Origin of the sequence: Tsukamurella hominis (assembly GCF_965137015.1) — a bacterium.
Classification (GTDB): domain Bacteria; phylum Actinomycetota; class Actinomycetes; order Mycobacteriales; family Mycobacteriaceae; genus Tsukamurella; species Tsukamurella hominis.
This window is the reverse complement of record NZ_CBCRZG010000013.1, coordinates 49,896-72,473: the sequence shown is the minus strand read 5'-3', so window position 1 is coordinate 72,473 and position 22,578 is coordinate 49,896. Positions and strand designations below refer to the sequence as shown.

Below are 22,578 nucleotides of genomic sequence, written 5' to 3'. Positions count from 1 at the left end.
CGGCTCCACCCGGAGCCTCGGTAAAGCGCCAATACGCGTTCATACCCACGAGCCGAACATAGCACAGCTATCGCGCGATCTCTGTGGCGAGCGTCTCACCGTCGGTGACCGGCAGGGAGCAGACGGTGCCGTGGCAGACGTACGCCGCCGCCCGACCGTCGACGGGGCCGCGCCCCTCCAGCAGCGGATGCGAATCTTTAGCTCCGGCAATGACTACCGCGCCGCCGGGGGCGAGGCGGCGCGCCTCCGCCACCAGGGCAGCGGCGCCCGTGCCGTCGGCGACCGCGATCTGGAGCCCCGCCGCCGCCTGCTCGGCGACGGCGAGGTGGTGGCCCGCCCCGCGCGGCACCCGGCGGATGAGCTCTCCGGAGCGGGCCCGGGTGGCCGCGGCGAGCGGGGCGTAGCGCTCCCCGAGCAGCGCCTCCGCATAGGTGAGGGCCTCGGCGACGAGGCTCGCGCCGGCCGGGGTGGCGCCGTCCGCGGGGTCGCGCGGGCGGGTCAACAGCGTCTCGCCGTCCGACGGTGCGTCGTACCAGCTCCCGTCCGCCGCGGGGTCGGCGAAGCGCACGATCGCGGCGTCCAGGATCGCGGCCGCCGCTGCGGCCCAGTCGGACTCGTCCTCCCCGGAGTCGCCCGCGTGCTGCGCCAGCGCGAGCAGCCCGGTGACGAGTGCGGCGTAGTCCTCCAGCATGCCGTCGGCCTCGCCGACCGCTCCGCCGAGCGAGCTGCGACGCAGTCGTGTTCCATCCCAATGGCTCCCGAGCACGTACTGTGCGACGGCCGCCGCCTCGTCGACCCGGCCGGCCTCCGCGAGCGCGGTGATCGCGAGGCCGTTCCAGACGGTGACCACTTTGTCGTCGCGGCCGGGCTGCGGTCGCCGCACCCGGACGTCGTAGAGCCGGCGCCGCACGTCGGCGAGGCGCACCGGGTCGGGCTCGCCCCGCAGCTGCAGCGTCGAGGTGCCGTGCTCGAAGGTGCCGGCCGGGGTGACCGCGAAAACCTCCGCGGCCCAGGCACCGTCGGCCTCGCCGAGCACCTCGACGAGCTGCGCCGGCGTCCACACGTAGGTGGCGCCCTCGACGCCGTGCCCGTCGACGACGGTGTCCGCGTCGAGCGAGGACGCGAGCCCGCCGCCGTCGACCCCGAGGTCGCGGATCAGGAAGTCCGCGGTCTCGTCCGCGACCCGCAGGGCGAGCGGCGAACCGGTGCGCCGCCCCAGGTGGGCGTAGAAGCGGAGCAGAAGGGCGTTGTCGTACAACATCTTCTCGAAGTGCGGCACCACCCAGTCGGCGTCCACGGCGTACCGCGCGAAGCCGCCGGCGAGCTGGTCGTAGATGCCGCCGCGGGCCATCGCCTCGGCGCAGCGCACGGCGACGCCGTAGGAGGCGGGGTCACCGGTGCGCTCGTGGTGCCGCAGCAGGGCCTCGACGGTGGCCGACGGCGGGAACTTCGGCGCGCGGCCGAAGCCGCCCGACGGGTCCTCGTCGGCGCAGATCGCGCGCACCGCCCCGGCCAGGTCGTCGGCGGAGGGGGCGGCACCGTCGGGCAGGCCGGCGGAGGCCTGCCGCAGGTGCGCGGCCACCTGCCCGGAGACGCGGCTCACCTCGTCGCGCCGGTCGCGCCAGGTGTCGGTGATGGCATCGAGGAGCTGCGGGAAGCTGGCCTGCCCGTTGCGGGGCTCCGGCGGGTAGTAGGTGCCGCAGTAGAAGGGCTCGCCGGACGGGGTGAGGAAGCAGGTCATGGGCCAGCCGCCCTGCCCGGTCATGGCGACGGTGGCGTTCATGTAGATCGCGTCGAGGTCGGGGCGCTCCTCGCGGTCGACCTTGATGCAGACGAAGCCGGCGTTCATCTGCGCCGCGATGGCCTCGTTCTCGAAGGACTCGTGCGCCATGACGTGGCACCAGTGGCAGGCGGCGTAGCCGATGGAGAGCAGGATGGGCACATCCCGTTCCGCCGCCTCCGCCAGCGCGGCCTCGCCCCATTCCTGCCAGTGCACCGGATTGTCCGCGTGCTGGCGCAGGTACGGGCTGGTGGACGCGCCGAGACGGTTCATGTCCCCATCCTGCCTCACACCGCCGACCCGGCGCGTGGTCGACGAGCGGCGACTAGCGTCGGCCACATGAAGTGCACGACCTCGATCGAGATCGCCCGGCCGCTGCAGCAGGTCGCTCGGTTGCTCTCCGACCCGGCGCAGCTGCCGATGTGGCTGCGGGGCATGGAGGTCCACGAGCCGGTGCGCGGGGAGCACGGCGAAGTGGGCACGGTGTCGCGCGTCGTGCTGCGGTCGGGGAAGCAGACGATGGAGCTCACCGAGACCGTCACCCGCCGCGAGCCGGCGGACCTCCACGCGATCCCCACGGGCACCGTCGTGCGGTTCGAACGGGAGATCGAGGGCGCGGGGATGTGGAACGCCGCGCGCGAGCGGCTGACGGAGGCCGGCCCGGACCGGACCCTGTGGGAGAGCGAGAACGAGTACCGCTTCCGCAATCCCCTGATGCGGCTGATGGCGCTCCTCATCCCCGGCGTCTTCCGCAAGCAGCAGCTGCGGCACATGGAGGATTTCAAGGCGTTCGCCGAGCACGGGACGGACGTCCGCGACCACGGGGCCTGATCGTCAGGTGACCCGGTACCGGTCCGCGAGGATCTCCGCGCGAGCACGCAGGGCCGCCCGCAACTCTTCGGGCGCGAGCGCCTCAGCGGCGGTGTCGAGCTGCCAGAGGGCCCAGACCGCATGGCGCAGGTCCTCGAAGGACAGGTCGAGTCGGACCCGCCCGTCGGGCTCGACGACTTCGGCGCGCACGGCGCGCGCATGGTTCAGCAGCTCGTCGCGTCGCGCTGCCTCGACGCGGACGAGAACCGGAATGTGGTTCTCCGCGAGGAACTGCGCGCTGCGATCGGCCCAGATCCGGTCGAGGTCGACCTGCGCCGGGCGCTCCGCGGCGTCTGCGAGCACCTCGGCCGCGAGCATGCGCGACACCCGGTAGGTGCGGTCCTCCCCCGCCTTCGCCGCGAGCAGGTAGGTGCGGTCGCGCACGGTGACGAGGCCGATCGGGTCGACGGTGTGCCACCGCGGCTCCTTCTCGGGCGCGCCGTACCGGAAGCGGAGCACCCGGCCCGCGAGCACGGCGCGACGCACCTCGCCGATCACGTGCGGGTCGACGCTCTCGACCGCCGCGCGCCGCGACAGCAGATCCGCCTCGGGCTCGACGAGGAAGCGTGCCGCGGCCCGGTCCAGCTCCGCGCGGTTTCCCTCGGGCAAGGCGTCGACGACCTTGCGCATCGCGGACGCGAGGGCGCCACTGAGGCCGAAGGTCCTGCGCCCCGGGCCCGCCCCCGCGGTGAGAAGCGCGAGGGCCTCGTCGTGATTCAGGCCCGTCAGCTCGGTACGGAAGCCCGGCAGGAGGGAGTAGCCGCCGCGGCGCCCGCGATCGGCGTAGACGGGAACCCCGGCGGTCGAGAGCGCGTCGATGTCGCGCTGCACGGTGCGCGGCGACACCTCCAACTCCGCGGCCAGTTCATCGGCCGTCATCCGCCCGCGCCGGCGCAGCAGGAGCACCAGCGAGACCAGTCGATCGGCACGCATGCCTGACATTCTCGCCGAAAATCACGACACAAGGTGACGTGATTCGTTGCGAACCTGGTCGTACGGGTGTCGACGGGTGGTCACGGGACCGCCGGACGCCCGCCGCACCGATCGGAGAAGTGACATGGAACGTACGGCAGTCAACCCGGTGGCCTGGTCACAGGAGCTGGGGTTCAACCAGGGCGAGCTCGTCAGCGGGCACACCCGGACCCTGTTCGTCTCCGGACAGACCGCCATGAGCCCCGACGGTCGACCCGAGCACGACGGCGACGTCGCGGCGCAGCTCGCGCTCGCTGTGGACAACCTCGAGGCCGTGCTCGACGCGGCCGGGATGTCGCTCGCGAACCTGGTTCGCCTGAACGTCTACAGCACGGACATCGACGAGCTGTTCCCGCATTACGGTGTCCTCGCGGCGCGCCTCGGCGCCGCGGGCGTCGCCCCCACCACCACGATGCTCGGCGTGACGCGGCTCGCGATCCCGGGGCAGAAGGTGGAGCTGGAGGGCACCGCCGTCGCCTAGCCCGACGGTGCCGCCCGCGCCGGTCCCACCGGCGCAGGCGTCCGTCCGGCGTGACCGCCGCCGTGGGCGTCTCCCCCGCGAACCGCTCCGAGCCGCGGTTGATTCGGCTCTCGACCGACGTATCCTCGAAGCAGCCGCATTTCATCCGCGAAGGAGGCGCTCGTGACGGAACTTGTCGCGCCGTCGTGGATGCGCTCGCAGATCAGTGCCGAGCAGTACGACTCCTGGTCCGAGGAGCAGTGCGCTGGCATCGAGATCGTCGACGGAATGGTCGTCGTGAGCCCTAGAGCATCGAAACGCCACAACCGCCTCGCCCGCCTGTTGACGAACGCCCTTGATGCCGCAGCGGGCGAGGAGTGGAACGCCGACACCGATTTCGACGTCCGCCTGCAGGAAGTACCGCTGACCAACCGGCGCCCCGACGTGATCGTCTACCGCGCGGAATCGATCGACGTCTCCCCCACCCGTCCCGCTGACGTCCTGTTCGTGGTGGAGGTCGTCTCCCCGGGTTCGGAGACCACGGACCGCGTGGTCAAGGCGGACCAATACGCCAAGGCCGGAATCCGGTACTACTGGCGCGTCCAGCAGACCGCCGACGAACCCCCGATCGTGTACACCTACGTGCTCGACCCGGCGGCCCAGGCATATCGCGACGGTGACGTGTTCACCGGCACCGTGAACACGTCCCTCCCGTTCGCGGTCACCGTGGATCTCCGAGGCTGAGCGTCAGCCGAAGGGCGAAAGATGAACCGGAGAAGCTCACCGACCGACGTCGAACTTCTCGCCGAGGAGTCTGCGCGGCGGAGCATCCTCGCTGCTATCGCCCTGGCGTTGACCGAACATCGCACAGTGCACGAGCTCCTCTACGCGGCCGAGGACGTCGATACCGCAAAGGTCCGGCTGATGGAAAGATTCGAGTGGACCGAGCACCAGGCCCTTGCGGTACTCGACGTGCAGCACCGCCGCCTTCCCACAGCGGAACGACGCAGGATCTTCGAGGTGCTCGCCGACGTCGACGCGCGGGTAGCCGAATTGACGGCACGAGTGACGCGAGATCACGGCGAATGACTACACCACCAGCTTGTAGACCGTCGCGCTCCCGACCTTCGTGGCGGTGAAGTTCTTCTCCACCCAGCTCTGGATCTCGGACTTCCCGCCGCCGGGGCGGAAGCCGCCGGAGGCGACGTAGTACGAGACCTTCCCCTCCTTCACCCACTGCTGGAACTGCGCGAGTGTGGGCGCGGGGTCGGTGCCGATGAACCCTCCGATCGCGATCACCGGCCGCCCGGAGTTCAGCTGCAGCGACCCCTGGCTCTGCGCGCCGTTGACCGCGGCCGCCCACTGCGTGGTGGTGTCCTTGAGCAGGGCGATCAGCTCGGGGTCGGCCTTCTGCTCGCCGGGCCCCTTGCCCGCGTTGATGTCGTCAGCGCTCACGCCGTCCGGGAGCTCCACGCCCGCGGGCAGCTCGATCTTCGTTCCGCCGCCCGACGGTGCCTTCCCCTCACGCCCACCCGGCCCGCCGAACATGTCGCCGGACTTCGCGGTCTTCACGGCGGTCGGCACGCCGCCACTGTGGGCGGTACCCGCCGTCGAGACGGAGAACGCCGCCGTCGCAACGCCACCGGCGAGCAGCGCGAGCACCAGTGCGGCGGCGACCGCCCGGCCGGAACCGCGCCGGGTCACGACCAGCGCGACGATCGCCGCAGCCATCAGCACGCCCACGACGATTCCCAGCCACGGCCAGGCGTACCCCGCCCGCCACGCTCGGACGATGCCCCAGCCACCGGCGGCCACCACCAGAGAGACCAGCGCGAGCACGCCCGGCACCGTCGACCTGCGGCTCCACGCGCCGGCCGCGCCGCCGCCCACGAGCACCGCGATCGCCGGGACGAGTGCCACGGTGTAGTACGGATGCACGGTGCCACTCATGTAGGAGAAGACCACACCGGTCACCCCGAGCCAGGAGCCGAAGACGGTGAGCCCCAGCGCGAGATCACGATCCAGGCGACGCCGCGCCACCAGCACGAGACCGATCGCCAGCACGAGCAGCGCCGCGGGCAGCAGCCAGGAGATCTCGTTGCCGAACTCATTGCTGAACAGTCGCGCGATGCTGGGTGGCCCTCCGAAGGCGGTGCCCGTCGCGCCCATCCCGCCGGGCATGCCCGTTCCGCCGCCGAAGCCGGAGTCGCCGCCGCTGTTCCCGACGATCCGCGCGAGGCCGTTGTACCCGAGCACCAGGTCCATGAAGGTGCCGTCCTTCGAGCCGCCGATGTACGGGCGCGAGGAGGCGGGCCACAGCACCGTCAGGAGCACGTACCAGCCGGCCGCGACCACCACGGCCACGACACCCAGCACCAGATCCCGCGCCCGCCGCAGCCAGGAGGTCTGCGCGAACAGCAGGTACGCGAGGCCGAACCCGGGCAGCACCAGCAGGCCCTGCAACATCTTGGTGAGGAAGGCGAAGCCGAGCAGCGCGCCGCACGCCACGAGCCAGCGGCACGACGCGGCCTGGCACGCCCGCACGGTGCAGTAGGCGGCCGCGGTCATCAGCAGCACCAGCAGCGCGTCGGGGTTGTTGAACCGGAAGATCAGCACCGCCGCCGGGGTCAGCGCGCACACGGCTCCCGCCAGCAGCGCCCCTCCGGTCGCGATCCGCGACGGAAGCGAGCCGAGGAGCCGGCACGTCGTCAGGTACACCAGCCCGGCGGTCCCGACGCCCATCAGCGCCTGCGGCAGCAGGATCGACCAGGACGAGAGGCCGAAGACGCGCACGAACAGGCCCGTCACCCACAGCGCCGCGGGCGGCTTGTCGACGGTGATCACGTTGCCCGGGTCGAGCGAGCCGAACAGCCAGGCCTTCCAGCTCAGCCCGCCGGCCTGCGCCGCGGCGGCGTAGAACTCGTTGCCGTAGCCGCTGATCGACAGGTTCCAGCAGTACAGCAGCGCCGTAGCGGCGAGCAGGGCGGTCACGGCGCAGCGCCGTGGAGTCATGTACTTCACGGACGCCACCCTCGCGGGCGGAACTGGGCGCACCCGGCCCTGAGCCTGGGAGGTCGCTGTGAAGCCTTAGCGGAGCCCGTCGCCCCCGGCTCCGTCGCCGGTGTCCGACGGTCCGCGGTCGCCCTTGGTGAGCGAGGCCCCGTCGGCCTCGATCCCCGCGTGGTCGGTGCCGCCGGCCTCGTCGCCCTCGCCGGGCGCCTCGTCGTCGAAGGACTCGGGGAGGTTCTTGACGTGCTTGTTCATCGAGCGGATGAGCAGGAAGGTCACGGCCAGGAGCGCGACGATCACCGCGAGGCCGAGCGGGCCCGACTTGCCGAACTCGGGGCCCTTCGGCTTCTGCGGATCCTGCGCGAGGATCGCGACGTCGGTGGCGAGCTGCAGTAGTGGTCCCATCACTTCTCGATCCCGCTGAACAGGTCCTTCTCGGGCATCCTGCTGCTCACAGTGGTCTTCGCCAACTCGTACTCCTCGGTCGGCCACAGGCGCTGCTGCCACTCCATCGGCACCACGAAGAAGGGGCCGTTGGGGTCGATCTGGGTGGCGTGCGCGCGCAGCGCGTCGTCGCGCACGGGGAAGTACTCGCCGCACTCGACCTGCGTGGTCACGCGGGCCATCATGTCGTTCTTCTCGTCCTTCCACCGGGCGAGCCACTCGGTGTAGGGGTTCTCGAGGCCGTTCTTCTCGAACTCGTCCGCGAAGGCCTGGAACTTGCCGCGCAGGAAGCCGTGGCTGTAGTAGACCTTCGAGATCTGCCAGGGCTCACCGGCATCGGGGAACTGCGCGGGATCGGCCGCGGCCTCGTAGGCCGCCATCGAGACGGTGTGGGTCATGATGTGGTCCGGGTGCGGGTAGCCGCCGTTCTCGTCGTACGTGATCATCACGTGCGGGCGGAACTCGCGGATCAGGCGCACCAGCGTCTCCGTGGGCACCTCCACCGGCTCCAGCGCGAAGCAGCCGTCCGGGAGCGGGGGCAGCGGATCGCCCTCGGGCAGCCCCGAGTCGACGAAGCCGAGCCAGCGGTGCTCGACGCCCAGGATGGCGGCGGCCTTGGCCATCTCCTCGCGGCGCACCTCGGGCAGGCGGTCCTTGACACCCGCGACGTCCATCGCGGGGTTGAGGATGTCGCCCCGTTCGCCGCCCGTGAACGTCGCGACCAGCACGTCGTTCCCCTCGGCCGCGTACCGCGCCATGGTGGCGGCGCCCTTGCTCGACTCGTCGTCCGGGTGCGCGTGAACGGCGAGGAGGCGGTATCCGGTCATGACCCCCAGTGTTCCACGATCGGGCGCGGGCCCGCCGCGCCGGGTGTGCTTCGATGGAAGCATGTCGACCGCCCCTGTCCGCCCCTCCGATCGCTACCCCGACGAGCGCGATCCCGCGCGCACGCGTCGCATCGGCCTCATCGGGCTGGTGGTGGTCGTGATCCTCGGCGTGGGCCTCGCGTGGATGGGCTATCAGAAGTTCTCGCGGCAGCCCGTCACCGGCGAGACCGCGGGCTACGAGGTGCTGTCCGATTCGGCGGTGGACGTGCAGGTCACCGTGACCCGCACCGACCCGCAGCAGGCGGTCAGCTGCATCGTCTACGCCAAGAACAAGGCGGGCGACGAGATCGGCCGCCGCGAGTTCTACGTCGCACCGTCGCCGGACCCCGTCGTGGTGGTCAGCAGCGAGGTGCGCACCACCGAACCGCCCGCCGTCGGCGACGTCTTCGGTTGCGGGACGAACGTGCCCGCGTATCTTGACCGTGCGTGAGCACTGAAACCACTCCCGAGTCTGGGCGGCCGGCCCGCAACCGCGGTCCGGCCTTCGCCACGGTCAGCAGTTACTACTTCCCCATGCTCGTCGGCCTGTTCGTCGGCGTCATGATCATCAGCAACATCACGGGCACCAAGGCCGTGCTGTTCGCCCCGTCGTTGCACGTCGAGATCCTCGGCCTGCAGGTCGACGGCATCGCCACCGACGGCGCCTTCTACCTCTTCCCCCTCGCCTACGTCCTCGGCGACGTGATCTCCGAGGTCTACGGCTTCCGCGCCATGCGCCGCGTGATCCTCACCGGCTTCGCGATCCTCGCGCTCGCGGCGCTGTGCTTCTGGGTCACCACCCTGTTGCCGCCCGCTCCGGGGTGGCCCAACGACGAGGCCTTCAAGACCGTCGCCGGCGTCGTCCCGCGGTTCCTCATCGCCGGCCTCGCGGGCTATCTCGTCGGCGAATTCATGAACTCCTGGGTCCTCGTGCGGATGAAGGCGTGGACCGGCGAAAAACACCTGTGGTCGCGCCTCCTGGGGTCCACCGTGGTCGGAGAATTCTTCGACACCCTGGTGTTCTGCTCCATCGCGGCCCCCGCGCTCGGATTCACCAGCCCCGGCCAGTTCCTCAACTACCTGATCCTCGGTTTCGTGTGGAAGACGCTGGTCGAGATCGTCATCATGCCGCTGAGCTACGCGCTGTGCGGCTTCCTCAAACGCCGCGAGCCCACCTACCAGCAGGCACTCCTGGCCGCCTGAACCGAATACCTGTTTCCGTTTCCCATGCTAGAATCAGCGGATACACGGTTCCGCATGGAGCCGTGTATTGCTGCATTTACGGGCCCCGGGCGCCGTTCCGGGGCCGGTCGGCTGCGGGCTGGTGACATCCCGCAGCGGACCGTGCCGACTACGACGAAGGACGAAGAAATGACGGACACTCAGGTGACGTGGTTGACCCCCGAGTCCCACGAGCGCCTCAAGAACGAGTTGGACGCCTTGATCGCCAACCGCCCCGTCATCGCCGCCGAGATCAACGAGCGTCGCGAAGAGGGCGATCTCAAGGAGAACGGTGGCTACCACGCCGCGCGCGACGAGCAGGGCCAGCAGGAGGCGCGTATCCGCCAGCTGCAGGAACTCCTCAACAACGCGAAGGTCGGCGAGGCCCCCACGCAGTCCGGCGTGGCGCTCCCCGGCTCGGTCGTGAAGGTCTACTACGACGGCGACGAGAAGGACACCGAGACCTTCCTCATCGCCACGCGCGAGGAGGGCGGGGGCGACGGTGAGCTGGAGATCTACTCCCCCAACTCCCCGCTCGGCGCGGCCCTGATCGACGCGAAGGTCGGCGAGACCCGCGAGTACACGATCCCCAGCGGCGCGGTCGTCAAGGTGACTCTGGTCAGCGCGGAGCCGTACCACTCCTGAGCTTCCCAGCACCGTCGAAAGCGGGCCCGCCCCCCAGTGGGGACGGGCCCGCTTCCGCGTATCGGGGTCGCTGCTAACCGGCGCGGCTGCTCTGGAGCTGGCTGACGGTGACGAAGGCGTAGCCCTGGTCGCCGAGCTGCGTCATCATGCGGTCCATCGCCGTCGCCGACGAGACGAAGGTGTCGTGCAGCATCACGATCTGCCCCGGCTTCACCTTGAGCAGCACCTGCGTGAGGCCGTCGGGATCACCCTGGTAGTTGTAGTCCATCGAATCCAGGTCCCAGAGGACTTGGGTGAGCCCCAGCCGCTTGCCCGTCTCGACCACCGACGGCGATGTGTGTCCGCCCATCGGCCGGAACAGCGTGGGCGCGCTGCCCACGGAGCTGCGGATCGCGTCGTTGGTCTGCTGCAGCTGCGCGGTGCTGTCGGTCTCGGACAGCGTCGTCATGTCGGGCTGAGTCCACGTGCCGTTCGCGACCTCGTTCCCCGTGCCGGCGATCGCCGTCATGATGTCCGGGTTGAGGCCCACCTGCGCGCCGGTCACGAAGAACGTGCCCTTGGCTCCGTGATTGTCGAGGATCTGCAGGAACTGCCTGGTCGCGGGGCCGGGGCCGCCGGAGAAGGTCAGCGCGACGCACTTGCTCCTGGCGCAGTCGACGCTGCCGTCCGGCAGGTACACGGGCTTGGTCACCGGCTTCGCCGCCGCCTGCGGGGCGGGTGCGGGGCTCGACGCGCCGCCCTGGCCCGACGGTCCGCCCTCGTCGCGGTGCGCGGCGTCGCCGCCCCCGGCGGTGGGCGCGGGCGGGACCGCGGGCGCGGTGGGTCCGGCGACGGTGGGCTGCGGCTTCGTGGGCGCGTTCGGCGGCGGAACCACCACGGTCATCGTGGCCGGGGCCTGCGGAGACGGGGGCGCGGTGGTCTGCCCGGGCGGCAGCGCCCCCGGGTTGACCCCGGCGCCGGGCGCCGCGGAGGCGCCCGACGGGGCCGACGGCAGCGGGTCGAAGGTGAGGCTCGACCCGAGCCGGCTCGTATCGCCGCCGGTCACGCCGCACCCGACCGCGACCGCGGCCGCGATCACGAGGGCACTCCCCGCGACCGCGTAGTTGCGGACCTTCCGGCTCTGCTTCGGCCTCAAGAACTCACTCCAGCCACTTGTGTCACGTTCTACAACAAGAGCCACTTTAGTCCCACGAACCCTGAAGGGGAAGTCGAAGGTTCAGATGGTGACCGAGTCGTTACTCCACGACAAGGAGCCGACAAGGACGGCAGCGGACCATCGTGCCGTGCATCCGAACTGCTTCGAGCCGTGGCATCGGCGCCACCCGGCCGCCTTCGTCGTCCTCACTGTGACGGCGATCGTGCTGGTCATCCTCACGGTGGGCGCCGGGATGCTCCTCGGGCTGGGCGTGCTGTTCGTGCGCGCGCTGTCCGACCCGGTGCCCGTCGACGCCCACGACGAGCGCACGGTGCGAGCACGGTTCAGCATCTACGCCGACGACGTCGACGCGTCGCGCGACGTGTCGGACATGTGGTGCACGCGACTGAAGAACGGTGCCGGGAGCACCCGTTGGTTCCCGCCGGGCCCCCGATCCACCGGCGACGTCACCGTCGACGGCGAGGCCGCCACGATGGTCGTGCACTACTCGCCGCAGGGTGCCCGGAGCGACCCGGACGAGGATCCCGTCCGGGCGAAGACGCTGGTGCAGTTCCGCTACGAGTCCGGGATGTGGCGGTACTGCGGCGTCAGCTGAACGCGTTCTCCAGGTCGGCGACCAGGTCGCCGATGTCCTCGATGCCGACGGACAGGCGCACCAGGTCCTCCGGGACCTCGAGCTGCGAGCCGGCGGTGGACGCGTGGGTCATCGCGGCGGGGTGCTCGATGAGCGACTCGATGCCGCCCAGCGACTCGGCGAGCGTGAAGATCTCGGTCCGCGCGCAGAACCGCTGCGCCGCTTCGCGTCCGCCGGCGAGGCGCACGGAGATCATGCCGCCGAAGCGCTTCATCTGCTTGGCCGCGATCGCGTGGTTCGGGTGGCTCTCGAGGCCGGGGTACAGCACCGTCGACACCTCGGGGCGGCCGGCGAGGAACTCGACGATCTTCTCCGCGTTGTCGCAGTGCCGGTCCATCCGGACGCCGAGCGTCTTGATGCCGCGCAGCGCGAGGTAGACGTCGAACGGGCCGGGCACCGCGCCCGCGCCGTTCTGCAGGAAGGCGAAGTCGGTGTCGAGCTGCTCGTCGTTGGTCACGAGCGCGCCACCGACGGTGTCGCTGTGCCCGCCGAGGTACTTGGTCACCGAGTGGAGCACCACGTCGGCGCCGAGGGCGAGCGGGGTCTGCAAGTACGGGCTGGCGAAGGTGTTGTCCACCACCAGCTTCGCGCCGCCGGCGTGGGCCACCTCGGCGAGGGCCTCGATGTCGCCGATGTTGAGCAGCGGGTTGGTCGGCGTCTCGATCCACACCAGCTTGGTGTTGGGGCGGAGCGCGGCCCGCACGGCGTCGACATCGGTGACGGGCGCCGGGGTGTGCTCGATCCCCCACTGCGAGAAGACCTTGTCGATGAGACGGAAGGTCCCGCCGTAGGCGTCGTCGGGGATGATCAGGTGATCGCCCGGGCGCAGCGTGGCGCGGAGCAGGCAGTCGGTGGCGGCCATGCCGGAGGCGAAGCCGCGGCCGAAGGTGCCCTCCTCGATGGCGGCCAGGTTGGCCTCGTAGGCGCGCCGGGTCGGGTTGCCTGTGCGGGCGTACTCGAAGCCGCCGCGCATGCCGCCGACGCCGTCCTGGGCGAAGGTGGAGCTGGCGTAGATCGGCACGTTGACGGCACCGGTCAGCGGGTCGGGCTCGTAACCGGCGTGGATCGCGCGGGTCGAGAAGCCCTGCGCCGCATGCTTGTCGATGGCGCTCTTCTGCTCACTCATGTCGCTGGCCCTTCTACTTGCCGTGGGAGAGGAAGTTCAGCACGTCGTGCCGGGTGATCACACCGACGGGCTTGCCGTCGTCGATCACCATGAGGGCGTCGGACTCCCGCAGCGCGGTGTTGGCCGCCGAGATCGGCTGGCCCGCACCGATGAGCGGGAACGCGGGGCCCATGTGCTTGCTCACCGGGTCGGCGAGGTTCGCGCGGCCCTCGAAGACGGCCGAGAGCAGCTCGCGCTCGGTGACCGCTCCCGCCACCTCGCCCGCCATGATCGGGGGCTCGGCGCCGACGACCGGCATCTGCGAGACGTTGTACTCGGCGAGGATCTCGATGGCGTCGCGGATGGTCTCCGACGGGTGCGTGTGCACCAGGTCGGGCAGCTCGCCCTTCTTGCCGCGCAGGATGTCGCCGACGAGGGCCTCCTGCTCGTTGGGGTCGAGCGGCGCGCGCAGGAAGCCGTAGCTCGACATCCACTTGTCGTTGAAGATCTTCGACAGGTAGCCGCGGCCACCGTCGGGCAGCAGCACGACGACGACGGCGTCGGGGTCGCGCTCGGCGACGCGCAGGGCGGCGACGACGGCCATACCGCACGAGCCGCCGACGAGCAGGCCCTCCTCGCGGGCGAGGCGACGCGTCATCTCGAAGGAGTCGGCGTCGGAGACGGCGATGATCTCGTCCGGGATGTCGGGGTCGTAGGCGGTCGGCCAGAAGTCCTCGCCCACGCCCTCGACGAGGTACGGGCGGCCGGTGCCGCCGGAGTAGACGGAGCCCTCGGGATCGGCGCCGACGACCTTGACCTTCCCGCCGGAGATCTCCTTGAGGTAGCGGCCGGTGCCGGTGATGGTGCCGCCGGTACCCACGCCCGCCACGAAGTGGGTGATCTTGCCCTCGGTGTCGCGCCAGATCTCCGGGCCGGTGGTCTCGTAGTGCGACGCGGGGCCGTTGGGGTTGGAGTACTGGTTCGGCTTCCAGGCGCCGGGGATCTCGCGGGTGAGCCGGTCGGAGACGTTGTAGTACGAGTCCGGATGCTCCGGCGCGACGGCCGTCGGGCACACGACGACCTCGGCGCCGTAGGCCTTGAGCACGTTGCGCTTGTCCTCGCTGACCTTGTCCGGGCAGACGAAGACGCACTTGTATCCGCGCTGCTGCGCGACGATCGCCAGTCCCACGCCGGTGTTGCCGGACGTCGGCTCGACGATGGTGCCGCCGGGCTTGAGCTCGCCCGACTCCTCCGCGGCGTCGATCATCTTCACCGCGATCCGGTCCTTACTGGACCCGCCGGGGTTGAGGTACTCGATCTTGGCCGCGACCAGGCCCGATCCGGGCTTCACCACGGAGTTCAATCGAACCAGAGGGGTGTCGCCGATCAACTCACTGACGTGTCCTGCGATACGCATGCCTCCATGGTCCCATTCACGCTCCGCGGGGCGTGCGCCCGGTGCCCGCCTCGGTGGGTAGATTGGGCGGCATGGGGTACTCCCGGAGCCGGCTCGCCCGTGACGCGCTGTACACCTCGGCCGCCGCCGTCAGCGGCGCCGGAGCCACCTGGGGCGCCTACGCCCTGCTCACCAAGCAGGCGCGCACCGCGCGCACCGTCATCCCCCACCGCACCGACAAGGCACCGTCGAAGGACGGGATCTACTCCCCCGGCACCGCCGTGGTCGAGCGCCCCGGGCCGCACCATCCCGCCGACGTGAGCCTCATGGTCTTCGGGGACTCCACCGCCGCGGGCCTCGGGGTCGACGATGCCGAGCACACGCCCGGCGTCCTGATCGCGCGCGGCGTCGTGGCCGAGACCGGCCGGACGGTGCGGCTCGCGGTGAAGGCGATCGTGGGAGCGACGTCGAAGGGGCTGGCCGCGCAGATCGAGGCGGCGTTCATCGCGAAGCAGATCCCGGACGTGGCCGTGATCATCGTCGGCGCGAACGACGTGACGGCGCTCAACGCGATCGAGCCCTCGGCGCGGCGCCTCGGCGCGGCCGTGGCCCAGCTGCGCGGCGCGGGTGCCGAGGTGGTCGTGGGCACGTGCCCGGACATCGGCGTCGTGCAGTCCATCCCCCAGCCCCTGCGGTCGGTGATCCGCCGTTACGGGCTCCAGCTGGCGGCCCGGCAGCGGGCGCACGTGCTCGCCGCGGGCGGCCACCCCGTGCCCTTCGCCGACACCCTGACGCCGGAGTTCCTGGAGGCGCCCGAGCGGATGTTCTCGCCGGACAACTTCCACCCGTCGGCCGCGGGCTACGAGCTGGCGGCGCGGCTGCTACTCCCCGAGGTGCTGGCCGCGCTCGGCGAGTGGCACGGCCCTCTCCCCTCGCCGCCGGAGGTGTCCGAGGCGGCCGACGCGAACCGCCTGACCGCTCGCCTGTCCCGGGCATTGCACCGGGACTGAACCGGCCGCGAACGCCGAACGCCCCGCAGCCGGGGCTGCGGGGCGTTCGGACGGTGGTGACTAGTCGCTGCTGTAGAAGTAGCTGAGCAGGCGCAGGATCTCGACGTACAGCCAGACCAGCGTGACGGTCAGGCCCAGGGCCACGCCCCACGCCGCCTTCGACGGTGCGCCGGCGCGGATCAGCTGATCCGCCTGGTCGAAGTCCAGCAGGAAGCTGAACGCCGCGATCGCGATGACGACCAACGAGAAGCCGACCGCGATGACCGGGTTCTCCTGGAAGTTGCGCAGCGGGCCGGGGCCCGATCCGAACATGCCGATGACGGCGCTGCCCAGCATCATGACCAGGACACCGATCATGGCCGCGAAGAGCATACGGGTGAAGCGCGGGGTCACGCGGATGGCGCCGGTCTTGTAGACCACGAGCATGCCGATGAACACGCCGACCGTGGCGAGCACGGCCTGACCGATGAGGGCGCCGGCGCTGATGCCGCTGACCATGTAGTTCGCGAAGACGAACGAGATGGCACCGACGAACAGACCCTCGAGCGCCGCGTACGACAGCACGATGGCCGGGTTGTCCTGCTTGCGGCCGAAGCTCGCGACCATCACCAGGATGAAGCCGCCGATACCGCCGACGAGCGCCAACGGCATCGGGCCGACGATGCCGCCGGCGACGAGTGCGTAGGCCGCGACGGCGAAGGCGATGAGCACGCCGAGCGTGGCACCGGTCTTCGTGACCACGTCGTCGATGGTCATGGTGCCGCCGGCCGTGCCCTGCTGGTACGGGGCCTGCGGCGGCTGCTGGTACTGCTGGAACTGCATGCCCTGGGCGGCGCCTGCGGCACCCATCCCCAGGTTCATGCCCTGCGGGTATCCCTGCTGCTGACCGTAGCCCTGCTGCGGGTAGCCCTGCTGATAGCCGGCGGGCGCCTGCTGGCGGTTCTCCTTGGTCAGCCCGCGGAAGATCGGGTTGCTGCTTTCGCGCACCGTGGGGTCCTTTCCCTGGTCGTGCACCTGTACGTACTGTTCAACGCTCGAGTCCGCGGATGCGTTCCCGGTTTCGGCGACGTTCTTTACGAACAGCTTAACCGTGTCGGGCCGGATGCGCAGGTGCCTATGCCGCGGGACGGTCGAGCAGGTCGTAGAGGCGGCTCCGCAGCTCGTCGCGCGGCACGACGGATTCCACGGCCGCGAGCGAGTCGGCGTCGTCGCTGCGCAGTACCCCGAGCAGCATGTGGGCGCTCTTGATGCTCCGATCCTTGCGGTGCGCCGCCTCCCGCACCGCGAGCTGCAGTGTCTTCTTCGACGCGGGATCGAACGGGATGTGTCCGGCGCGGAACTTCTTGCGGATGGGCCGCAGGATGTCGAAGCCGAAGCGCTTCTCCACGGCGTCCGCGACCGCGCCCACGTCGATGCCGATACCGCGCAGCGCCTCGGCGTCCTTGTCGCTGAGCACGCGCCCGGCGGCGGAGGCACGCACCGCGTCGGGCGTGAGGCCCACGTCGGTCAGCTCGCGCTGCAGCGGACCGTCAACGGTGCCGAGCACGCCGAGCAGGAGGTGGGTGGGCGTGATCTTGTCGGCGCCGCCGTCGCGCGCCTCTTCCTGAGCGAGCACGACCGCGACGCGGGCGCTCTTGGTGAACCGTTCGAACACAGCAGTCCTGTTCCCGGCTTACTTGCCGTACTTCTTGTGCACCGCCTGGCGGCTGACCGCGAGGTGTTCCGCGATGTCCTGCCAGGACCAGCCGAGATTCCTGGCATTGGACACCTGGACCGCCTCGAGTTGGTCGGCCAGCTTCCGCAGTGCGACGACGGCCCTGAGACCCTCCGCGGGGTCCTCCGATGCCGCCGATCCGACGAGGGTGGGTGGTGAGCTCACGCCTGTCAATCTACGTTGACATCGTCAGGCTGTCAACGCATGTTGACAGGTTCGACGGTGCGCTGCCGCGCTAGGCTTCCTCACGCGCCCCTATAGCCCAATTGGCAGAGGCAGCGGACTTAAAATCCGCCGAGTGTCGGTTCGAGTCCGACTGGGGGCACCGATCAAGCGCAGCCGAACGCCCGTTCCACCGTGATCGAGCCTGCCAAAGGTTGCATTCCTCGCTGATACGGACTGACTGTCGGTTTCACGCTCTAGCATCGACATGAGCCGTCTACCCCCCCGGAGGATCCATGCTGCTAACTCGTGTGCTGGTTCGCTTCTACCGATCATTCAACTTCGACCAAGAAGCCAAGGCCGTCCGCGGCAAGGCGTATGACTGGGAGGTTATCGAGGGACGCGGATGGTTCCCATTCGTGGAAATTGACATCGACCCCGCGGTGACAGCGGTGGTTGGCGCCAACGAGTCCGGCAAGAGCCACCTGATCGGCGCGACAATACGCGCCCTGTCGGGCACAAGGATCACGTCTGCGGACTTCTGTCGTTACTCACAGCTGTATTCGGTTGAAGTCGGAGAGATTCGTAGCCCTGACTTCGGAGCGGAGTTCATGGTCACGACCCAGGAGGACGTCGAAGCGCTTGGCGCGGCCGGCGCAACGCTCGCGGTCGACGATCGGTTCACCCTCTTGCGGATGGGCGGCGGAGAGAACGTCATCGTTCGGAAGGACCAGGCACCACTACCGCTCGATGTTGACGCCCTCGCGAAAGTACAAGCAGTACTGCCCGTGCCGTACCAAGTAGAGACGCGAGCGAGAATCCCAGACATCATGTCGTTCGACGCTCTCTTGGGAAGAGAGCCTGGTCTACTCAGCCGCCGGCGTGATCGATTCGACTTTGACGAGAGTCTGCGAAACGGTGGGATCGCTTCATGGTCACAGCTGGTATCCGGTATCGGCGCCTTGGCGGTACCAAGTCAAGAACCGGAAGAACGCGCTGATGAGTCCGTGATTAAGTCCGAGCAACTGGGACGGGACCTGCTGCTCAACGTAGCCCGAATCTCACCCAGCAAGTTCGCCGAACTTGAGAGCGCAATCCGAGACGGTAAGGAAGGACAGGTTGGTGCGCTGATTGAGCAGATGAACCGCTCACTTGCGCTCCACCTAAATTTTCGTCGCTGGTGGCGCCAAGATCGCGACTTCGAACTGCGTCTGGCACCGCGGGAGCGAGAGGTAGCCTTCACTATTCGCGACAAGACTGGGACGGACTACTCCTTCAGCGAACGGAGCCGGGGACTCACGTACTTTCTCGGCTACTACGTGCAACTGCGGGCGCACCAGCGTTCGTTGACTCAGCCCGAGGTTCTCCTCATGGACGAGCCCGATGCGTACCTGTCGAGTGCCGCGCAGGCGGATCTCCTGCGCGTGTTAGACGACTTTGCGAGGCCAGAGGGCGGCTCCCGTGTCGACCAGGTCATCTACGTAACACATTCACCGTTCCTGATTAACAAGAATGCCGGTCACCGGATCCGCGTCCTGGACAAGGGAACTGACCAAGAGGGTACTCGTCTTGTGCGAGACATCGTCAACAATCACTACGAGCCCCTCCGAACGTCGATCGGTGCGCATGTTGCAGAGACAGCCTTCATTGGCGGCACAAACCTACTTGTTGAGGGGCCAACGGATCAGATCCTCATCACAGGCGCGCTAGCCGTCCTGCGGAGACGCGGCCTCCCGCCGAGCGAGTTGATCGACTTGAACGAGGTGACGATTGTTCCATGCTCCTCAGCTAGCCACGTCCCATACATGGCCTACCTCGCCAGGGGCCGGGACACCTTGAAGCCACCTTGCATCGCACTTCTCGACGACGATGATGCAGGGCGCGAGGCCATCGCGAAGCTGGCTCGTGGCGAGGCCGACGGGAAACGTATCCTTCAAGACCGTCACATCATCAACCTCGGAGAATGGGCACGCGGAGCCGACGTGACGGTCGCTCCAGAACTTGTGGTGACCGAACCAGAAGACCTGATACCGGCGCCTGTGGCAGTCGAAGGTGCGCGGTTATATGCTCGCCGCTTTCTGGGCATCCCCGAAGCGGAAGTACACGCGCTTCGGCCGGAAGACGTCACTGACGCGTTGAAGAGCAGCGGGGGAAGCTTATTTGCTGCTCTTCAGACGGCATTTTCAGCCGCATTCGGAGGCAGGAAGCTTCAGAAGGTCGGTTTCAGCAAGGAACTTGTTCACTTCCTCGAAAACGCAGTCACCGTCACCCCGAGACCAAACGGACTGCTCGCTTTTGAGGGCAACTTCGCGCTGTTGGTTCAGCATCTGAGTGAGGTCCTTGACGACGCTGCCTCGGCAGAGTCGAACGTTCGTGACCTGGACCGCGTTGAGCGCCTCGTCAAGGCCTTCACTCGTGATCATGCCGACGGAATGACACGTGATACGGCCGCTCGCCTGCTGCGCGACATTGACGCTGTTCTGGACGATAGCCGGGAGCATGATCCGATCCGCCAGCGCACTGCCGAACTGCGCCGCCATCACAAATTGGCCGTCGACCCGCTCACGGCCGTCCAGGACGGCGACGGCTTCCTCGAAGCGCTGCCCGGCCTCATGAAGTTGCCAAGGCAGTACTTCCGTGAGCAACTCGCGGTGCAATCGAACTCTTCTTCGGCCAGACCAGGTGGCCCTAGGGGGCGAAAGCGCGCGCAAGACAAGACGGCTTCCGGCAGCTAGCGGTTGGGCAGGCGGTGTTGACGATCTGAATCGGACTGGGTTGGTTGGAGCATCTGAAATTCGACGATGATTCGATCGTCCGCGGACACAAAGAGATTTGCAACCGTACTTGTAAAGAACTCGAACAGTTGGGAACCTTTCGGATGTCGATCGCGTCAGCGCAGCACGCGATAGTGCACGAAATCGACGCCGCAGGAGAAGGATCGGCCGCCCACCCGCTCCAAAGCTGTGGCGATCCCCTGCTGCGGGAAGTACGGGATGCCGCCACCGACGAGCACCGGGTAGACGCGGACGCGGTACTCGTCGAGCAGGCCCAACCTCGCGGCCTCAGCAGCCAGGCCGGCGCCGCCGACGCCGATGTTGCCGTCGCCGGGTTCGGCTCGCAGCCGCGCGATCTCCTCCGCGAGGTCGCCGTCGGCGAGGCGGGTGTTCGCGCCCTGCACCTCGGCGAGCGTGGTGGAGAAGACGACCTTGGGCAGGTCCTTCCACAGCGCGGCGAAGACGCGTTCGTCGGCGTCCAGCGGCTGGGTCTCGGCAGCGGTGTCCCAGTAGAGCATCGTCTCGTAGAGCTTGCGCCCCATCAGGTGCACGTCCAGCCCGCGCACCTCGTCGGTGGCGAAGCGGAACACCTCCTCGTCGGGCTGCGACCAGTCGAACGCCCCGTCCGGACCCACGATGTACCCGTCCGCCGACGTGCTCAGGGAGTAGGTGACGCTGCGCATCCGTCCATGATGACCGAATCGCCCGGTCCCCGCGGCACTCCCGGCAGAGACCCAGGTCAGTCCTGCACCCCGGCGGCCACCGGGAGTCCGCTGCGGTAGGGCGGGGCGATGTCGTGCTCGTCGAAGGCACGCAGGATGCGGCGGCGCAGCTCGCGCTCCACCGCCCACTGCCGGTTCGCGCGCACCCGCACGGTCAGCCGGATACTCACCCGGTCGGCGGTGGCACCGTCGACGCCCAGCATGTCGGGCGCGCCGAGGACGTCGTCCGACAGCGGCTCCTCGGCCACGGCCTCCAACGCCGCCTCGAGCGCGACGCGGCACGCGAGATCGACGTCGGCGGAGTACGAGATGGGCAACTGCAGGAAGGCGACCGCGTAGTCTTGACTGAAGTTGGCGACCCGCATGATCTCGCCGTTGCGGACGTACCAGAGCGTGCCCTGCACGTCGCGCACCGTCGTGATCCGCATGCCCACGGTCTCGACGGTGCCGGTGACCTCCCCGAGGTCCACGACGTCGCCCACGCCGTACTGGTCCTCGATCAGCATGAAGATGCCGGAGATGAAGTCCCGCACCAGGTTCTGCGCGCCGAAGCCCAGGGCGACGCCGACGACGCCGGCGGAGGCGATGAGCGGGGCGACGTTCACCCCGAGGATCGCCAGCGACTGGATCACCACCCAGATCAGCACCAGGAAGGACACAGCGGACTTGAGCACCGAGCCGATCGTCTCGGCCCGCTGCGCCCGCCGGGCCCGGGCCTCCCGGTCGCGCTGCGCCTTCGCCGGATCGTCGACGGTGCGCCTCCGCACCGCCGGCAGTCGACTACCGCCGAGCCTGCCGCGGAGTCTGTCGAGGCCGAATCGCCGTGGGGCCGAATCTCCGTCGCGCCGGTTGCCTCGGACCAGCCGATCGATGCCGCGGTGCAGCAGGTATCGGACGACAACGGCGAGGACGACGTAGAGGCCGATCTCCAGGGGCGTGTGGATCAGCCACTGTCGTCCGTTCTCATTGAGCTGGAAGGCTAGATCGGACATGCCTCCGACGGTACGGACGAGCGCCACACGCGCAAGTTCCCGAAACCGGGGATGCGCGGCGAACCGGTCAGCGAATCACGTCGTAGATCGCCTTGAGCACGCCGTTGGGATACGCCTGCGATTCCCGCAGCCGCAGCGCCGTGGCGTCCCGATCCTCGCGGCCGAAGATGCTCTTGCCCGCGCCCAGCAGGTACGGGAAGACCAGCAGGTTGTACCGGTCGATGAGGCCGGCGTCGGCGAGGTTGCGCGCGAGCTCGCAGCTGCCGTGGATGAAGATCGCGCCACCGTCGGTCTCCTTGAGCGCGGCGACGTCGTCCGCCGACCGCAGGATCGTGGTGCCGCCCCACCCCTCCACGAGCTCGCCGTCGCCGATCGTGGTGGACGCGACGTACTTCGGCAGGTCCCGGTAGGCGGCGTGGTCCTCGGATTGCGGCCACACCGCGCCGAAGGCCTCGTAACTGCGGCGCCCGAAGAGCAGCGCGGTCGTCTCCCCCAGCTCCTCGCCCTTGAGCGAGAAGGCCTCGGGGAGGAAGTCGTGCCGCGCCACCCAGCCGCCGCTGCGATGCCCCTCGACTGTCCCGCCGGGCGAGTCCGCCACCCCGTCGAGCGAGATGAATCCCGTGTACACCAATTCGCGCGTCATGCC

At 69.2% G+C, this 22,578-nt stretch carries 24 protein-coding genes and 1 tRNA gene; 11 read left to right on the top strand and 14 right to left on the bottom strand.

Going from position 1 to position 22,578, the window contains the following annotated elements; translation table 11 throughout:
- Window positions 1-67: 67 nt before the first annotated feature.
- On the bottom strand, window positions 68-2,053 hold the full coding sequence (locus ACM9LD_RS16315; RefSeq protein WP_415677631.1) for a thioredoxin domain-containing protein: 1,986 nt from the start codon (window positions 2,051-2,053) through the stop codon (window positions 68-70).
- Window positions 2,054-2,119: 66 nt separating this feature from the next.
- Between ACM9LD_RS16315 and ACM9LD_RS16310 the strand changes: the two genes are divergently transcribed.
- Window positions 2,120-2,611 (top strand): SRPBCC family protein, encoded by a 492-nt coding sequence (locus ACM9LD_RS16310; RefSeq protein ID WP_415677630.1) that lies wholly within the window; start codon window positions 2,120-2,122, stop codon window positions 2,609-2,611.
- Between the two features lie 3 nt (window positions 2,612-2,614).
- On the opposite strand, the gene ACM9LD_RS16305 is transcribed toward ACM9LD_RS16310, so the two are convergent.
- The gene (locus tag ACM9LD_RS16305; protein WP_415677629.1) at window positions 2,615-3,583 is read right to left on the bottom strand and encodes a helix-turn-helix transcriptional regulator; all 969 of its coding nucleotides are present in this window, start codon (window positions 3,581-3,583) and stop codon (window positions 2,615-2,617) included.
- Between the two features lie 124 nt (window positions 3,584-3,707).
- On the opposite strand from ACM9LD_RS16305, the gene ACM9LD_RS16300 reads away from it, so the two are divergent.
- The 3 genes from ACM9LD_RS16300 to ACM9LD_RS16290 all read left to right on the top strand — a co-directional run bounded on the left by ACM9LD_RS16300 (window position 3,708) and on the right by ACM9LD_RS16290 (window position 5,171).
- A complete protein-coding gene (locus tag ACM9LD_RS16300; RefSeq protein WP_415677628.1) occupies window positions 3,708-4,103 on the top strand; it encodes a RidA family protein in 396 nt (131 codons plus the stop codon).
- A 162-nt stretch (window positions 4,104-4,265) separates the two neighbouring features.
- Window positions 4,266-4,826, top strand: coding sequence for a Uma2 family endonuclease (locus ACM9LD_RS16295; RefSeq protein WP_415677627.1), 561 nt, complete (start codon window positions 4,266-4,268; stop codon window positions 4,824-4,826).
- 21 nt (window positions 4,827-4,847) lie between these two features.
- The gene (locus ACM9LD_RS16290; protein WP_415677626.1) at window positions 4,848-5,171 is read left to right on the top strand and encodes a hypothetical protein; all 324 of its coding nucleotides are present in this window, start codon (window positions 4,848-4,850) and stop codon (window positions 5,169-5,171) included.
- On the opposite strand, the gene ACM9LD_RS16285 is transcribed toward ACM9LD_RS16290, so the two are convergent.
- The 3 genes from ACM9LD_RS16285 to mca form a co-directional block, all read right to left on the bottom strand.
- Window positions 5,172-7,094 (bottom strand): ArnT family glycosyltransferase, encoded by a 1,923-nt coding sequence (locus ACM9LD_RS16285; RefSeq protein WP_415677702.1) that lies wholly within the window; start codon window positions 7,092-7,094, stop codon window positions 5,172-5,174. It lies immediately after the preceding gene.
- 75 nt (window positions 7,095-7,169) lie between these two features.
- Window positions 7,170-7,496: a hypothetical protein gene (locus tag ACM9LD_RS16280; RefSeq protein ID WP_415677701.1), complete on the bottom strand. Its 327-nt coding sequence runs from the start codon at window positions 7,494-7,496 to the stop codon at window positions 7,170-7,172.
- Window positions 7,496-8,362, bottom strand: coding sequence for a mycothiol conjugate amidase Mca (gene mca, locus ACM9LD_RS16275; protein ID WP_415677625.1), 867 nt, complete (start codon window positions 8,360-8,362; stop codon window positions 7,496-7,498). Before mca ends, ACM9LD_RS16280 begins: the two co-directional genes overlap by 1 nt.
- A 61-nt stretch (window positions 8,363-8,423) precedes the next feature.
- Between mca and ACM9LD_RS16270 the strand changes: the two genes are divergently transcribed.
- The 3 genes from ACM9LD_RS16270 to greA all read left to right on the top strand — a co-directional run bounded on the left by ACM9LD_RS16270 (window position 8,424) and on the right by greA (window position 10,267).
- Window positions 8,424-8,852 (top strand): DUF4307 domain-containing protein, encoded by a 429-nt coding sequence (locus tag ACM9LD_RS16270; protein WP_224645833.1) that lies wholly within the window; start codon window positions 8,424-8,426, stop codon window positions 8,850-8,852.
- Window positions 8,849-9,604 (top strand): queuosine precursor transporter, encoded by a 756-nt coding sequence (locus tag ACM9LD_RS16265; protein ID WP_415677624.1) that lies wholly within the window; start codon window positions 8,849-8,851, stop codon window positions 9,602-9,604. Before ACM9LD_RS16270 ends, ACM9LD_RS16265 begins: the two co-directional genes overlap by 4 nt.
- A gap of 168 nt (window positions 9,605-9,772) precedes the next feature.
- On the top strand, window positions 9,773-10,267 hold the full coding sequence (greA, locus tag ACM9LD_RS16260; RefSeq protein ID WP_415677623.1) for a transcription elongation factor GreA: 495 nt from the start codon (window positions 9,773-9,775) through the stop codon (window positions 10,265-10,267).
- Between the two features lie 73 nt (window positions 10,268-10,340).
- Here the strand turns inward: greA and ACM9LD_RS16255 are convergent, their stop codons facing one another.
- Entirely contained in the window at window positions 10,341-11,402 is a 1,062-nt protein-coding gene (locus tag ACM9LD_RS16255; protein ID WP_415677622.1) for a polysaccharide deacetylase family protein, read from the bottom strand.
- 148 nt (window positions 11,403-11,550) lie between these two features.
- Here ACM9LD_RS16255 and ACM9LD_RS16250 point away from each other — a divergent pair, with 148 nt between their 5' ends.
- Window positions 11,551-12,018, top strand: coding sequence for a hypothetical protein (locus ACM9LD_RS16250; protein ID WP_415677621.1), 468 nt, complete (start codon window positions 11,551-11,553; stop codon window positions 12,016-12,018).
- On the opposite strand, the gene ACM9LD_RS16245 is transcribed toward ACM9LD_RS16250, so the two are convergent.
- Window positions 12,011-13,183 (bottom strand): cystathionine gamma-synthase, encoded by a 1,173-nt coding sequence (locus ACM9LD_RS16245; protein WP_415677620.1) that lies wholly within the window; start codon window positions 13,181-13,183, stop codon window positions 12,011-12,013. The two genes, ACM9LD_RS16250 and ACM9LD_RS16245, sit on opposite strands and share 8 nt — an antisense overlap.
- Before the next feature lie 13 nt (window positions 13,184-13,196).
- Window positions 13,197-14,579, bottom strand: a complete 1,383-nt coding sequence (locus ACM9LD_RS16240; protein WP_415677619.1) for a cystathionine beta-synthase — start codon at window positions 14,577-14,579, stop codon at window positions 13,197-13,199.
- Window positions 14,580-14,650: 71 nt separating this feature from the next.
- On the opposite strand from ACM9LD_RS16240, the gene ACM9LD_RS16235 reads away from it, so the two are divergent.
- The gene (locus ACM9LD_RS16235; protein ID WP_415677618.1) at window positions 14,651-15,568 is read left to right on the top strand and encodes an SGNH/GDSL hydrolase family protein; all 918 of its coding nucleotides are present in this window, start codon (window positions 14,651-14,653) and stop codon (window positions 15,566-15,568) included.
- A 60-nt stretch (window positions 15,569-15,628) separates the two neighbouring features.
- On the opposite strand, the gene ACM9LD_RS16230 is transcribed toward ACM9LD_RS16235, so the two are convergent.
- The 3 genes from ACM9LD_RS16230 to ACM9LD_RS16220 all read right to left on the bottom strand — a co-directional run bounded on the left by ACM9LD_RS16230 (window position 15,629) and on the right by ACM9LD_RS16220 (window position 17,447).
- The gene (locus tag ACM9LD_RS16230) at window positions 15,629-16,555 is read right to left on the bottom strand and encodes a Bax inhibitor-1/YccA family protein (RefSeq protein ID WP_415677617.1); all 927 of its coding nucleotides are present in this window, start codon (window positions 16,553-16,555) and stop codon (window positions 15,629-15,631) included.
- A 127-nt stretch (window positions 16,556-16,682) separates the two neighbouring features.
- A complete protein-coding gene (locus ACM9LD_RS16225) occupies window positions 16,683-17,222 on the bottom strand; it encodes a Clp protease N-terminal domain-containing protein (protein WP_415677616.1) in 540 nt (179 codons plus the stop codon).
- 18 nt (window positions 17,223-17,240) lie between these two features.
- Window positions 17,241-17,447, bottom strand: coding sequence for an RNA polymerase subunit sigma-70 (locus ACM9LD_RS16220; RefSeq protein ID WP_068524404.1), 207 nt, complete (start codon window positions 17,445-17,447; stop codon window positions 17,241-17,243).
- Window positions 17,448-17,533: 86 nt separating this feature from the next.
- Here ACM9LD_RS16220 and ACM9LD_RS16215 point away from each other — a divergent pair.
- A tRNA-Leu gene (locus ACM9LD_RS16215) sits at window positions 17,534-17,607 on the top strand.
- A gap of 133 nt (window positions 17,608-17,740) precedes the next feature.
- Window positions 17,741-20,179: an AAA family ATPase gene (locus ACM9LD_RS16210; RefSeq protein ID WP_415677615.1), complete on the top strand. Its 2,439-nt coding sequence runs from the start codon at window positions 17,741-17,743 to the stop codon at window positions 20,177-20,179.
- A 155-nt stretch (window positions 20,180-20,334) separates the two neighbouring features.
- Here the strand turns inward: ACM9LD_RS16210 and ACM9LD_RS16205 are convergent, their stop codons facing one another.
- From ACM9LD_RS16205 to ACM9LD_RS16195, 3 genes are all read right to left on the bottom strand, one after another.
- Window positions 20,335-20,901, bottom strand: coding sequence for a dihydrofolate reductase family protein (locus ACM9LD_RS16205; RefSeq protein WP_415677614.1), 567 nt, complete (start codon window positions 20,899-20,901; stop codon window positions 20,335-20,337).
- 56 nt (window positions 20,902-20,957) lie between these two features.
- Window positions 20,958-21,932, bottom strand: coding sequence for a mechanosensitive ion channel family protein (locus tag ACM9LD_RS16200; protein ID WP_415677613.1), 975 nt, complete (start codon window positions 21,930-21,932; stop codon window positions 20,958-20,960).
- Window positions 21,933-21,999: 67 nt separating this feature from the next.
- Window positions 22,000-22,575: a dihydrofolate reductase family protein gene (locus ACM9LD_RS16195; RefSeq protein ID WP_415677612.1), complete on the bottom strand. Its 576-nt coding sequence runs from the start codon at window positions 22,573-22,575 to the stop codon at window positions 22,000-22,002.
- Window positions 22,576-22,578: the final 3 nt, after the last annotated feature.

Excerpts from the sequence above, each read along its gene's own strand:
- ACM9LD_RS16315 (WP_415677631.1), bottom strand. The coding sequence starts at position 2,053 with ATGAACCGTCTCGGCGCGTCCACCAGCCCGTACCTGCGCCAGCACGCG.
- ACM9LD_RS16310 (WP_415677630.1), top strand. The coding sequence starts at position 2,120 with ATGAAGTGCACGACCTCGATCGAGATCGCCCGGCCGCTGCAGCAGGTC.
- ACM9LD_RS16305 (WP_415677629.1), bottom strand. The coding sequence starts at position 3,583 with ATGCGTGCCGATCGACTGGTCTCGCTGGTGCTCCTGCTGCGCCGGCGC.
- ACM9LD_RS16300 (WP_415677628.1), top strand. The coding sequence starts at position 3,708 with ATGGAACGTACGGCAGTCAACCCGGTGGCCTGGTCACAGGAGCTGGGG.
- ACM9LD_RS16290 (WP_415677626.1), top strand. The coding sequence starts at position 4,848 with ATGAACCGGAGAAGCTCACCGACCGACGTCGAACTTCTCGCCGAGGAG.
- ACM9LD_RS16285 (WP_415677702.1), bottom strand. The coding sequence starts at position 7,094 with ATGACTCCACGGCGCTGCGCCGTGACCGCCCTGCTCGCCGCTACGGCG.
- ACM9LD_RS16280 (WP_415677701.1), bottom strand. The coding sequence starts at position 7,496 with ATGGGACCACTACTGCAGCTCGCCACCGACGTCGCGATCCTCGCGCAG.
- mca (WP_415677625.1), bottom strand. The coding sequence starts at position 8,362 with ATGACCGGATACCGCCTCCTCGCCGTTCACGCGCACCCGGACGACGAG.
- ACM9LD_RS16270 (WP_224645833.1), top strand. The coding sequence starts at position 8,424 with ATGTCGACCGCCCCTGTCCGCCCCTCCGATCGCTACCCCGACGAGCGC.
- greA (WP_415677623.1), top strand. The coding sequence starts at position 9,773 with ATGACGGACACTCAGGTGACGTGGTTGACCCCCGAGTCCCACGAGCGC.
- ACM9LD_RS16245 (WP_415677620.1), bottom strand. The coding sequence starts at position 13,183 with ATGAGTGAGCAGAAGAGCGCCATCGACAAGCATGCGGCGCAGGGCTTC.
- ACM9LD_RS16240 (WP_415677619.1), bottom strand. The coding sequence starts at position 14,579 with ATGCGTATCGCAGGACACGTCAGTGAGTTGATCGGCGACACCCCTCTG.
- ACM9LD_RS16235 (WP_415677618.1), top strand. The coding sequence starts at position 14,651 with ATGGGGTACTCCCGGAGCCGGCTCGCCCGTGACGCGCTGTACACCTCG.
- ACM9LD_RS16210 (WP_415677615.1), top strand. The coding sequence starts at position 17,741 with ATGCTGCTAACTCGTGTGCTGGTTCGCTTCTACCGATCATTCAACTTC.
- ACM9LD_RS16205 (WP_415677614.1), bottom strand. The coding sequence starts at position 20,901 with ATGCGCAGCGTCACCTACTCCCTGAGCACGTCGGCGGACGGGTACATC.
- ACM9LD_RS16200 (WP_415677613.1), bottom strand. The coding sequence starts at position 21,932 with ATGTCCGATCTAGCCTTCCAGCTCAATGAGAACGGACGACAGTGGCTG.
- ACM9LD_RS16195 (WP_415677612.1), bottom strand. The coding sequence starts at position 22,575 with ATGACGCGCGAATTGGTGTACACGGGATTCATCTCGCTCGACGGGGTG.